This is a genomic window from Ruegeria sp. Alg231-54, assembly GCF_900143525.1.
Classification (GTDB): domain Bacteria; phylum Pseudomonadota; class Alphaproteobacteria; order Rhodobacterales; family Rhodobacteraceae; genus Ruegeria.
On sequence record NZ_FREZ01000025.1, the window covers coordinates 16,738 to 28,688 of the forward strand.

At 54.6% G+C, this 11,951-nt stretch carries 9 protein-coding genes and 2 pseudogenes; 1 reads left to right on the plus strand and 10 read right to left on the minus strand.

The annotated features are described in order from the left end of the window. Positions 1-13: 13 nt before the first annotated feature. Genes DHN12_RS23675 through DHN12_RS23690 form a run of 4 tightly spaced genes read right to left on the minus strand, consistent with a single transcriptional unit; the run spans position 14 to position 4,344 of the window. On the minus strand, positions 14-985 hold the full coding sequence (locus tag DHN12_RS23675; RefSeq protein ID WP_108862407.1) for a D-glycerate dehydrogenase: 972 nt from the start codon (positions 983-985) through the stop codon (positions 14-16). Continuing rightward, the gene (gene sucD / locus DHN12_RS23680; RefSeq protein ID WP_108862408.1) at positions 985-1,875 is read right to left on the minus strand and encodes a succinate--CoA ligase subunit alpha; all 891 of its coding nucleotides are present in this window, start codon (positions 1,873-1,875) and stop codon (positions 985-987) included. Before sucD ends, DHN12_RS23675 begins: the two co-directional genes overlap by 1 nt. Then, positions 1,875-3,071: a malate--CoA ligase subunit beta gene (locus tag DHN12_RS23685; RefSeq protein WP_108862409.1), complete on the minus strand. Its 1,197-nt coding sequence runs from the start codon at positions 3,069-3,071 to the stop codon at positions 1,875-1,877. The genes sucD and DHN12_RS23685 overlap by 1 nt, the downstream gene beginning before the upstream one ends. A gap of 31 nt (positions 3,072-3,102) precedes the next feature. Continuing rightward, the gene (locus DHN12_RS23690) at positions 3,103-4,344 is read right to left on the minus strand and encodes an aminotransferase (RefSeq protein WP_108862410.1); all 1,242 of its coding nucleotides are present in this window, start codon (positions 4,342-4,344) and stop codon (positions 3,103-3,105) included. Between the two features lie 253 nt (positions 4,345-4,597). On the opposite strand from DHN12_RS23690, the gene DHN12_RS23695 reads away from it, so the two are divergent. Further along, positions 4,598-5,194, plus strand: coding sequence for a response regulator transcription factor (locus DHN12_RS23695; protein ID WP_108862415.1), 597 nt, complete (start codon positions 4,598-4,600; stop codon positions 5,192-5,194). 89 nt (positions 5,195-5,283) lie between these two features. Here the strand turns inward: DHN12_RS23695 and DHN12_RS24995 are convergent. The 6 genes and pseudogenes from DHN12_RS24995 to DHN12_RS23725 form a co-directional block, all read right to left on the minus strand. After that, positions 5,284-5,753 (minus strand): annotated as a pseudogene (locus DHN12_RS24995) (transposase); the annotation flags it as partial. A 248-nt stretch (positions 5,754-6,001) separates the two neighbouring features. Further along, positions 6,002-7,549 (minus strand): adenylate/guanylate cyclase domain-containing response regulator, encoded by a 1,548-nt coding sequence (locus tag DHN12_RS23705; RefSeq protein WP_108862412.1) that lies wholly within the window; start codon positions 7,547-7,549, stop codon positions 6,002-6,004. A gap of 6 nt (positions 7,550-7,555) precedes the next feature. Next, entirely contained in the window at positions 7,556-7,921 is a 366-nt protein-coding gene (locus DHN12_RS23710) for a response regulator (RefSeq protein ID WP_108862413.1), read from the minus strand. A gap of 18 nt (positions 7,922-7,939) precedes the next feature. After that, positions 7,940-10,645, minus strand: coding sequence for a response regulator (locus tag DHN12_RS23715; protein WP_108862414.1), 2,706 nt, complete (start codon positions 10,643-10,645; stop codon positions 7,940-7,942). Then, a complete protein-coding gene (locus tag DHN12_RS23720) occupies positions 10,642-11,391 on the minus strand; it encodes a DUF3365 domain-containing protein (protein ID WP_199913580.1) in 750 nt (249 codons plus the stop codon). The genes DHN12_RS23715 and DHN12_RS23720 overlap by 4 nt, the downstream gene beginning before the upstream one ends. Positions 11,392-11,557: 166 nt before the next feature. After that, a pseudogene (locus DHN12_RS23725) lies at positions 11,558-11,935 on the minus strand (integrase core domain-containing protein); the annotation flags it as partial. Positions 11,936-11,951: the final 16 nt, after the last annotated feature.

The following is an 11,951-nucleotide window of genomic DNA, read 5'->3' on the forward strand; positions in this document are numbered from 1 at the left end:
GCCAACGCTTGCATCAGATCACTTTGTCTCTTGGATTTTTGCCATTGAAGAAATCATTGAGGTTTTCAATGACGCGGAACCCCATAGCTTCGCGTGCTTCTTTAGTCGCGCTTCCGAGATGTGGCAGCATGACGAGGTTGTCACATTGCAGCAGGTCCGAGCTAATGCGGGGCTCGCCGTCAAAAACATCCAGCGCCGCGCCGCCAATTGTGTCGAACATCAAGGCTTGGATCAGGGCGTGTTCGTCGATGACCTCGCCGCGCGCGGTGTTGATCAGGAAGGCGTCGGGTTTCATCAGGTCGAGTCTTTGACCGTTGATCAGCTGCCGGTTTGCGGCCCCTCCGGGGCAGTGCAGCGAGACGAAATCGCATAGTGGCAACAGGTCATCGACAGTATCGACCTGAGTTGCATTACACTTAGCCAGAACGTCGGGCGCCACATGGCTGCGATTGTAAATAACGACGTCCATACCAAAGCCATGATGGGCGCGGCGGGCCATTTCCTGCCCGATGCGGCCATAGCCGATGATGCCCAGGGTCTTACCGCTGACCTTGGTGCCGACCAGATGCGTGGGCCGCCAACCGGTCCAGTTTCCGGCGCGCAGCTCGCGTTCGCCTTCGCCGGCGCGGCGCGCTACCATCAGCAGCAATGTCATCGCGATATCGGCGGTACATTCAGACAGAACGTCAGGCGTGTTTGTCACGGTCATGCCTAGTTCGCGGGCTGATGGCTCGCAAATGTGGCTGTACCCGACCCCGTAATTTGCCAGAATTTTAGTCTGCGCTGTGGGGACGTCCAGCGCCTCGGCGCTGAGTGTATCGGTAACGGTGGGCAGCACCGCATCATAGTGTTTCAGGGCGTCACGGATTTCAGCCGGGGACATCGGAGTATCCCCGGTATTGAGTACAGTGTTGTAGTCTTCGGCCAGTCGCGCCTCGACGGCGGCGGGCCAGCGACGGGTGACAAGGACTGAAGGTTTGGTCATCACGCGGCCTTTCCCATGACGCGGGCAATGGTTTCTCCAATCACCGCCGGGTTTTCAGCAACGGTCACCCCCGCCGCCGACAAGATTTCGACCTTCTCCGAGGCACTTTCGCCAAAGGCCGAGATGATCGCACCAGCATGACCCATAGTCCGACCTTTGGGCGCGGTCAGACCTGCAACATAGGCGACGACGGGCTTGGTTATGTTGTCGCGGATGTATTCTGCGGCCTCGGCTTCCTGCGGGCCGCCGATCTCGCCGATCATGGCAATGACTTCGGTATCCTTGTCCTGTTCGAACCGCTCAAGGATATCGCGGAACGAAGACCCGTTGATCGGGTCGCCACCGATCCCGACACTGGTTGAAACGCCGATGCCGAGTTCTTTCAGCTGGGCTGCGGCCTCATAGCCGAGCGTGCCGGATCGACCGATGATGCCGACATTGCCGGGTAGGTAGATATGGCCTGGCATGATCCCCAGCAGAGCCTTCCCGGGGCTGATGGTGCCCGCGCAGTTGGGCCCGGTCAGCACCATGCGCTTGTCTTTGGGATAGCGGTACATGTACCGCTTGACCCGGATCATGTCCTGCGCCGGGATACCGTCGGTGATACAGACGCAATAGCGGATACCCGCATCTGCGGCCTCCATGATGGAATCGGCGGCAAATGGTGGCGGCACGAAAACAAGGCTGGCATCGGCACTGGTGGCCTCGACAGCTTGTTTTACGGTGTCAAAGACCGGAACACCCTCGACGGTCTCGCCGCCCTTGCCGGGGACAACTCCGCCGACGACATTAGTGCCATAGTCCAGCATGTCCTTGGTATGGAACCGTGCCATTCGTCCGGTAATGCCCTGAACGATAACACGGCTGTCGCGGTCCAGAAGAATGCTCATTAGACAGCCCTCATCTTGGTGTTTTGGGTCAGATCGTTTTGCCACGCGCCAACAGCGCGTTCGGCGGCTTCCATCAGGGTGGTGGCGCGGATGATCGGCAATCCGGATTTGGCCAGAATTTTCTGACCTTCCGCGACATTGGTGCCGGCCAGCCGCACGATGACAGGGATTTCTAGGTCTAGTTCGCGTAGCGCCTGAACGACGCCCTCTGCGACCCAGTCACAGCGATTGATCCCGGCGAATATGTTGACCAGCACCGCCTGCACGTTCTTGTCTGACAGGACCAGACGAAAGGCCTTGGCCACACGTTCGGGTGAGGCGCCACCGCCGATGTCCAGAAAGTTCGCAGGTTCGCCCCCCGCCAACTTGATCGTATCCATCGTGGCCATGGCCAGCCCGGCGCCGTTCACGATACAGCCGATATTGCCGTCAAGACCGACATAAGACAGGCCGCGATCCGCAGCGCGACTTTCGCGTGGGTCTTCCTGGCTTTTGTCGCGTAACTCTGAGATCTGCGGATGCCGGAACAATGCGTTGTCGTCAAAGCTCATCTTGGCATCCAGCGCCAGAACCCGATCGTCACCGGTGATGACCAGCGGGTTGATCTCGACCATGGTGGCGTCCAGATTGCTGAAGGCGGCGTAGCAGCCCTGTAGCGTGCGCACCATTTGCTGAACCAATTTCGCCTCAAAACCCAGTTGAAATGCGATTTCGCGCGCCTGGAATTCCTGCAGGCCCACGGCTGGTTCGACGATCGATCGCACGATGCTGTCGGGGCGTTCGGCCGAGATATCTTCGATCTCCATGCCGCCTTCCGACGAGGCCACGATCATCACCCGCTGGCTGGAGCGATCCAGCACGAAGCCCAGATAGATCTCGCGATCAATCGGCACGGCGGATTCAACGTAGACACGGTAAATGCCCTTTCCTTCGGGACCGGTTTGATGCGTAACCAACCTACGTCCGAACATCTCGTCACAGGCTTCATGGATTTCGTTCTCGGTGTTGCACAGTTTGACACCACCGGCTTTTCCACGGCCTCCGGCATGGACTTGAGCCTTCACGATCCAACGATCGCCCCCCAGCTCGCGCGCCCGATATGCCGCTTGTTCGGGACTGTAGGCCAGCGCACCCGAAGGCACGGCGACACCAAAATTCGAAAGAACCTCTTTCGCCTGATATTCGTGAATATCCATCTGCAATCTTCCTCCCGTTCATGCAGTGCGGTCAGGCCGCGATCGACGTGCCGTAGCGGCTTTCCAGCAGCGCTTCGATGGCTTCAAAATCCACTGTGCCGCCCAGTTCGCGGATCGCCTCGCCAAACAGTTTTACGATGCGGCTGATCGACTGATGGTTCAGTTGGTTCAGGATGCCGATGCGCACCTGTACCGGGGCGCTGAGTGTCGGCCAGATGCCAAAGCCACGCGCGCGGCAGTTCTGTACCAATTCCATTTCGCGGCCAGCCAGTTCTGTGGGCAGGTTGAGCACTACGAGGCTTGGCATGTCCGAAGTGACATCGCAGCCCATCGCGGTGACGGCGTCACGCAGGACGGCCTCATGCGTTTTGTAGGAATGCGCGCGTTTAGCTAGCCCTTCCTGCAAGGTCAGACGCAGAGATTCATGGAACGCGGCGACGGCATAGCCCGAATGGGTCCGGTGATAGGTGCCTTTCTCAACATCCTGACCGTCGACAATGCCCCAATGGCGGGCCTCGAAAATCGGGTTGTGGACGTAAGAGTAAGCACCGGTTGTCTTCAGCGCCTCGATAAAGGCGTCGGTAAAGCTGACAGGCGCATAGGTCAGGGGCAGGCAGCATAGGCCTTTTTGCGGGCACGAAGCCCAGCCTGCGATGCCGGGGAAATCGTCGATACGAAAGTCTGCAACACCCAGCGAAGACACAGCATCAATCAGACCCATGGTGCCATGATTTTCACACGCATCCGAGAATCCCTGTACATCGTTGACACGGCCGGAACCGGTTTCCCAATGCGCCATGAAAGCCCATTTCGGCTTGTATTCGGCCAATGCGACCTCGACCATCTCACCGGTCACGTGCTGGCCATGCGGAATTTCGATCACGGTGACGCTGGCCGAATTGGGATCAAGTGGATTGGCGGCATGCTCTTCGGGAGTAGCTGCCTTGATCCGAAGGGTCAGCGCGTCAATGCCGGAAAAGGTGCCATTGGTGAACGCAACCACGTTGTCGCCAGGCATAACGGCCGAGAACATGGTGTCTAGTGCGCTCCAGCCGGTGCCAGCAACCGCGAAGGTATAGGTATTGTAGGTGCCCCAGATTTTGCGCAGCATGTGCTTGCATTCAATCATGCCGCGCAGGACGTCACCCTGCATGTGATCCGCAACACCTGCATTTGCGAAGGCATGCAGAACGCGGGCATCGGTATTGCCTGGTCCAGGCCCCGCAGCCAGTGTTTCCGGAATTTCGAGCGTCGGGTAGATTTGAAACGTCATTGGCGATCCTCCTCGGCGACGGGGTCCGTAATGCGCCCCGTCTGTCGCGTTACCGAAAAGAAAAGCCGATCCTTGCGTCAGGGCGCAACGTAACTTACTACTGCTTTAGGGTAGCTATTTGGGTGGGAAAAAACCTACCCATTCTGGCAAATATACCGATGTATACCGGAAACTTACCTACCCAACATGGTAGTTCTTGGGTAAATTAGGTGGAAAATCAATGCTCGACACAACGCCCCCTCCGATCGACATCATGCTCGCCAACAACAATTCTCTCGTCCTCTCGGCGATGTCTGAAATCTTCGAGAGAGACAAGCGATTCTCGTTGGTAGCGACATCTGCAACTGCCGAAGGTTTCCTTGGGGCCGTCATGCGTGTGCCGGTAAAGGTCTGCGTGGTGTCCTGGGAGCTTCCAGCTTTGGGTGCAGCCAAACTGATCGAAGTGCTGCGCGAACAGGAAAATGCACCGCGTTTTGTGGTCTATGGTGACGAGGCAGGTGATGTCCCACGGCTGGCCATGCAAGCAGGCGCCGCAGGGTTTGCACCTCGTTCCGGTGAGGTTGAAGGCCTGCTGGAGACATGCGTTGATGTTGCCAAAGGTAAGATGGTTTTCCCATTCATCGATGTACGCACGGTGCAACATAGTCCTCTTCAGACCCTGTCGCGCAAAGAGCGGGCTATCCTTGAGGCGCTGTCTAAGGGAATGTCCAACCGAGAACTGTCAAAAGAGTTACAAATTTCCACCAATACGGTGAAATTCCACCTCTCGAATATCTACGAAAAGTTGTCTGTTAGAAACCGGGCGCAAGCCATCGCCTTTTATTATTCAGCTAAATCTGCGTCAGACTAGGGGTTGTGCCGCAAAAACTTTTGTCTGGATTGACGATCACGCAGGTTCCAACGTGGCTCAGTTGTTGATTTTTGACCATTGACCTGAGGTCATGTTGACAAATGGCGAAACCACAGCCGGTTCGACGTGATGCCGATGAAGCTTTCAGCGGTCTTGTCATAGCGTGTTGCGGAACGTCGGGCGTTCTTGAGCTTGTAGAAACAGCGCTCGAACCAGGTCCGCAGGCCGTAGAGAGAACGATCTACACCGATGCGATCTAAGCGTGGCTTGCGCATTGGGATCACTGGCAGCACGTTTTTCAAGTCCAAAGATTTTCCAATTCTATCGGAAACGAAACCCCGATCCGCTAGCAACACACTCGGCTAAGGCAGATTGTTTGCCATGACCAAGTCGAAGCAAAGATAGTCAGATGCCTGGCCTAGCGTGATCTCGGTTCTCATAGGCAAGCCGTGTGCGTTGACGAACAGGTGGATCTTGGTCGCGAAGCCATCTCTTGAGCGGCCAAAGCCCTGTTGCGGAATGCCCCTTCAGCGCCTTCTGCCTTATAATGGTCGTGGATTGCTCAAAGAAGCCGCTTTATTCGTCCACCATTAGATCGCGTGCCTAGCTGGTCTCCATTACAGTTACCAGCTTGAATCATGTCGGTCGGTATTTTTTGAGTTCCTTTTGTCAACACGTCCCAGGGTTCTGGAGCGAAGTCATCCGCCTTTCGCAACACAAATTTGGGCCGAACGGCCAAGGTCCAATTCAAAGTTTTCAGCTATAAAACTTTCGAAACGATTAGGACGCAAAGCTGCATCACAAGCCTTAGGATACGAAGTAGGATGTTATCTCACCCACTCCTTTGACAAAATGAGTTTGCGCTTCCGTGTTGGGCAAATGATCACCTAGCGCATCCTTGGTTTGGGCAGAGATGTGGATGTGCCCCGACCTGCCTGTGGCCTCGAGACGGCTGGCAAGGTTCACGGTTTCTCCCCACACATCATAAATTGACCGTTTTCGCCCGATCAGACCGGCAATGACTGGTCCGGAATGGACACCTACGCGGATTTGCAGCCCCGCGCTGCTTACTGTGCTGTCAGACATCGTCCTTAGGATGTCTCGTGCAAAGCCTACTGCCGCCTGCGCGTGGTCTTCGCGACGCACGGGGATCCCGGATGCCGCCATATAGGCGTCTCCAATTGTCTTGATCTTTTCGATGCCGTGCAGGGTGGCCAGGTCATCAAATGCAGTAAACAACTTTGACAATTCCAAGATTAAGTCACCAGCGTCCATGCGGGCAACCAGCGGAGTGAATTCTACGATATCCGCGAATATTATGGTTGCGCCAGCGAAGCGATCAGCGATGTTTATCTCACCATCGTTTAGGCGTTTGATAACTGGCGCGGGCAGCATCGAGTGTAGCAATTTGTCTGCCCTGTCACGTTCGTATTTTATCTCATTTGCGAGCGCCAATTCCTTAGCGCGCCAGCGGCTTCGTTCCATGCAGGCATCGACGCGCGCATGCAGCAATACCGGGTCGATAGGTTTTGGCAAATAGTCCTCGGCGCCTACACTGATGCATTTGGCGATTGCGTCCGTCTCGTTAAGACCGGAAACCATGACCACGGGTATTTCGTACCAAGAGGGATCTTTTTTCATTCTTTCGAGGACGTCGATGCCATTTACCTCTGGCATTAGGATATCCAACAGAACAAGGTCGAAGCCCTCGCGATCTAGTGCTTCAAAAGTTTCGCTAGCCGAGCCGACCGATCGCACACTGTGTCCTCGGCGCTCCAGCAAACGGGTCAGGATTTCCCGATTGGCCGCCTCGTCATCAATCACCAAGATGCGTCCGGTCAGGGCTTCGCGACCGGCATCAAAGTTCGCAAGACTGCGTTCCAGGCTAGCTGCAATTTCCTGATCCCTGTTACTGTCCTCAGCGCTTTGCGGAATGTCCGCATCACTGATGGTGCTATCGATCTGTAGCGCCAGCTTGCGCGCTTCGCTCAGGATCGCGTTTATGTCGCTGCGAGTAGAAGGCTTCAGATCTTCCTTGAAATCGTCCAGCACCATTTCCGAATACCCAATGATCGCGTTGATCGGTGAGCGCAAATCATGCCGTAATTTTGCCTGAGCGTCTTTGTCGGCCGAGATTTGGTGCGCACTTTTCCCCAACAATTCGATCATCTGAACAAGGTTTCTGGCGGCGACTCCAATCTTTTGCAAATCCTCCAACGCAGCTTCTGGCCCAGTTCTGCGCACCTCCTCGATCAGCAGGTTATGAAACCCTACGATCGCTTCTGACGGCCCATTGAGGTTTTGGGAAATGCGGGTGGCTAGTGCCAACTTGTCTTTTCGGTTCTTGGAAACCATGCCGCGCTACCCGTCCAGCAGTTTTTTAATAATCTCCAGCAACCCAGGCAGTTCGATCGGCTTGGTATAGAATTCATCGCAACCTGCCTCCATGGCTTTGTCACGATCACTCTGCATCGCATGGGCGGTCAAAGCGACAACTGGGATAGCTTTCGTGTCTGGGTTTGCTTTTATCTGTCTTGTCGCCTCCCAACCGTCGATTATGGGCAGGCTCATGTCCATTAAAATCAGATCTGGTTTATCCGATAGGGCTTGTTCAACGCCGGCCTGACCATCGCGGGCCGATACGGTATCGTAGCCTTTTCTCTGCAGCCGGCGCGACAGCATATCGAGGTTCATATCGTTGTCTTCCACAATAAGTATCTTTGCCATCGCCTTAATCTTTCCGACTTATGAATAATCTTGTAACTGGCGTTTCAGTGCCGCAATCAGATCACCTCGACCCGTATCTCCTTTGCGGATGACCTCATCTGAATGGGCTTTCAACCAATCCAGCTCGTCCCGCGTCAGATCCTTAGACGTGGCTACGATAACCGGCAAATCGGCAAGCCCATCAGTTGTGCGAACCGTTTTTAGCACATCGAAACCGTCCACATTCGGCATCATAATGTCCAATACCATCAGAGTCGGCCTTTTGGATTTCAACTGGCTGAGCGCGCCGTGACCGTCTGCCGCCTCGCGCACTGTCCAACCATTGCGCGTCAAAATACGGCGAAACAGGTTCCGCGTTGACATATCGTCGTCAACGATCAGCACGTCTTTGTCGCGACCCGAGGCGATTGAATCTAGCGTTGCGATCAGCCGAGCTGGATCAATCGGCTTGATCAGGTGCTCGATCGCTCCAAAAGCAAGGCCCATGTCGCGATCCGCGACAATCGTGGCCAGGACGACGGGTGTTTCGCACAGCTTTGAGTCTGCCTTGAGTTCTTTCAACATGGACCAACCGTCGCGTTCGGGCATAATAACGTCCAGAAGTATAACGTCAGGCTTTTGCGAGCGCGCGATTTCCATGCCTGCCTCCGCATTCGATGCCAGCAAGACATCATACCCTTCCTCAAGCACGATTTGTGCAACCGCGTTCCGTGCGTCTTCTTCATCATCTACGATCAGCACGCTGCCCAGACCAGTGCCTGGTGACGCCTCCCTTTGATCGTCAACCAAGGTAGAAACGGCATCGTAGCGCGCCGGAATTTCAAAAGAGAAGGTTGATCCAACACCCTCTTTGCTATCGACGGTGATGTGCCCGCCCATCATACGCGTAAATTCTTGCGCAATGGCGAGCCCCAGCCCGGTGCCTCCGAAATTCCGCGTAGTTGACTGATCAGCTTGTACGAACGCCTGGAACAGCTTGTCGCGTTGCTCCGGAGTCATGCCGATACCTTCGTCTGTCACTGAAAATCGAAAATAGTCTGTGTCGTTTTTTTCAAGTTTGGAAACAAGAAGCTCAATCTTACCACTTTCGGTGAACTTTGCCGCGTTGGACAACAGGTTGAAAAGGTTCTGTCGGAGTTTGGTTTTATCGGTTTCGATCTCGTCAGTGTCTGCGAGATCACAAGAGAGAACCAGTTCATTTCCATTCTTGCTCACCAAGGGCACCACCGTCGAAGCAACTTCGTCCAACAAGGGCCGGAGGGTGAAGCGTTCCGGGTACATTTCCATTTTGCCCGCTTCGATCTTGGACAGATCAAGAACGTCATTAATAAGCGAGAGCAGATGCCGCCCGGATGCCATGATCTTCTCCAGATCATCGGTCGCTGTCTCGAAACCCATATCCTGTGCATCTTCGGACAGCATTTCGCTATAACCGATGATCGCGTTCAAAGGAGTGCGCAACTCGTGGCTCATGGAAGCCAGGAACTGGCTTTTAGCCGAGCTGGCCGCGATCGCCTGTGCGTTGGCTTCTTCAAGTTGTTCCTGTTTGGACTTGAGGTCAGAAATATCGCTGTAAACAGCGACCGTGCCCCCATCGGGTGTCTGGCGTTTTGACACCTGAATCCATGCGCCACCCAGCAAGACTTCTTGGCGATCCCCGTCAGGTCTGCGATGTCGTGCAAGCCGGCTGCTAATCCACTCTTCGTCAGGCACACCATTGGTATCAACCGATTTTCGTTCCAGTTGCAGCCGCAAGATATCCTCGAACCGAGTGCCCGGCCCAAGTAAGTCGTCTACGTGTGCAAAAATGCTGCGGAACCGGTCATTGAAGAGTATGAGTTGGTCTTCGTTGTCGAACAGCGCAAATCCGTCTGGGATTGTTTCAATCGCGGTGAGGATTGTATTGCGTTGCGCACGCGCTTCTTCTTCTAGTTCGCGCCGCTTATCCTGACTGTCGCGAAGCGCTCTTAGCGCTTGGGACATCTGGCCTAGCTCATCAGGGCCTTCGGGCGGCAGCGTGACATCCCGTTCACCCCGGATTAGCCCTGAAATCGCAATGTTGATTGCATGCAGTGGCACAACGATTGACCTCAGAGCACGCCAAGTAAGAAGCGCTCCCAATATCACAATGACAACACATGCAATGATAGCTCGGTTCATCGCTGCCTTGGCGGAAACCGTTGCTTCATTTCTGGTTCGGTCGGCGCTTTCAGATAGATGATCGACCAATTGCGTCAGCGTCTTGTCGACGGCGTCACTGGCCACTCGGGCCTGTGCAAGTAAAGTGTTTCCCAGCACCCTGTTACCATCTGTGTAAGCATCGGCCGCTAGCATAGAAGTTTCGTAATAGGAGTTTGCCTGTTCTTGTACACTGGCTGCGGACTCCGGTGCAAAAGCGGCGAGCTGTTCGAGGCTGCTATTCAGCTTCGTACTTGCTTCGTTGGCGCGCCGCTCAGAAAGGGTCAGTAAGCTGACAGAAAGATCCGTCAGCCAGTACCTCATCTCTCCAAATTGACGATCTGCCTGGCCTGCCACTTCCAGCCGGTGAAACTCAGTATTTGCGTCTTGTATGCGGGCTTGGTTCCGCGCCAGATCGTAGACCATCACGATGGTGCTCAAGACCAAAGCAGCTAACAATAGCGCCGACAGTGATCCTATGCGCACCGGAATAGTGTTTTCGGACACCCACCGCCAATTGTTACTCACACCAGATTCTTGTTTCATCTAAAAAGGGTTATGCTAATTGCACCTGCCAGATCACCAAGTTGCCCACCTTCCTTTGGGAAACCGGTCACATCCGTTTCACCCGCTGGCGATCCGTGGCATGAAAGACAAGACTCAGAATAGTATTCTGGGATCAGCATCCGGAATGCGGGCATCCCGGAAACGTTAGTTTCTTCAAAAAAGGGCTGACCTTCCGCCCAAGAAGAGTCCTTGAACTTTTCCTCGATGACCGAGTTTTCCCAAGTATCCGGACGGGCCATGCGATTGCGGACAAGTTCCGAGGGCGCCGTTACCTTGACCACTGCAGATGTGCCAATTTCATCTGCGAACTGTTCATTTACCAGCCGCGCAAAAACGGCTGGAATAAATCCTTTGAATGCAACTCCCTCGGCATTTATTAACTCTTGGTTTGCGTTGATCACCGTGACCATAGCGTCCAACTGCGTTTCTGTAAGTTTGCGCTCCAGTGGGTCCAACCCATCATGCAGAGGAGGTTCACCGTTAGCCTCCAAGTAGGCCTCAATAACTTTCTCGTAAAACACTTCACCGGACAGCCCTTTGTCCGTGACATCCGGATTGTTGATTAGGTCCTGACTGTTCGACACGACACTTCTACCGGCTCGCAACACCGCTGCTAGTCGGTTTCCCGTCTCAACTTCTTCTGCGGTTTGCGCCGCAACACTATTCGGATCAAGCGGACAGAATGTACTCAAAATGACCGCTGCCGTTAAAATTGAATTCTTCAAAAGACCAACGCCTCCACGCAAAGTCGAGTGCAGTGACAATAAGATAAACTAGCAAAAATTCTCCAAACTGTCTTATGATTTCGGATCGACGGGAGTTGTGCAACCAAAAATGGAGTGTAGTTAGTGAGGGATGCGCTAGGTTTAGGATTCAAAAACCGACAAATGCCTAGGCGTTAAGTCCCGGCATCTGGTGGATTGGATTGACGATGAATCGATCTGGTCCTGAAGTCCAGATTTTGCAGATGTATTCGCATGGCGTGAGATCGCTTAGTGCCTTCAAACGACGGGCGTAGTTGTAGGCATCGAGGAAGTCGGCCAAGTGCGGGCGAAGCTGGTCGTGGTTTTCGTAGTGATACCGCTTGACGGTTGCGTCCTTGATGGTGCGGTTCATGCGTTCGACCTGACCGTTGGTCCATGGGTGGTTCGGCTTTGTCAGACGATGTTCAACCCCGTTGACCTCGCAGATCATGTCGAACCGCATCGGCCTGGAATAGATAGTGTTCCGGTTCCGGGGTTGCTCTGCGAACTGGATGCCGTTGTCAGTCTAGATGGTGTGGATA

Coding starts and splice junctions, on each gene's coding strand:
- DHN12_RS23675 (WP_108862407.1), bottom strand. CDS start 985: ATGACCAAACCTTCAGTCCTTGTCACCCGTCGCTGGCCCGCCGCCGTC.
- sucD (WP_108862408.1), bottom strand. CDS start 1,875: ATGAGCATTCTTCTGGACCGCGACAGCCGTGTTATCGTTCAGGGCATT.
- DHN12_RS23685 (WP_108862409.1), bottom strand. CDS start 3,071: ATGGATATTCACGAATATCAGGCGAAAGAGGTTCTTTCGAATTTTGGT.
- DHN12_RS23690 (WP_108862410.1), bottom strand. CDS start 4,344: ATGACGTTTCAAATCTACCCGACGCTCGAAATTCCGGAAACACTGGCT.
- DHN12_RS23695 (WP_108862415.1), top strand. CDS start 4,598: ATGCTCGCCAACAACAATTCTCTCGTCCTCTCGGCGATGTCTGAAATC.
- DHN12_RS23705 (WP_108862412.1), bottom strand. CDS start 7,549: ATGGTTTCCAAGAACCGAAAAGACAAGTTGGCACTAGCCACCCGCATT.
- DHN12_RS23710 (WP_108862413.1), bottom strand. CDS start 7,921: ATGGCAAAGATACTTATTGTGGAAGACAACGATATGAACCTCGATATG.
- DHN12_RS23715 (WP_108862414.1), bottom strand. CDS start 10,645: ATGAAACAAGAATCTGGTGTGAGTAACAATTGGCGGTGGGTGTCCGAA.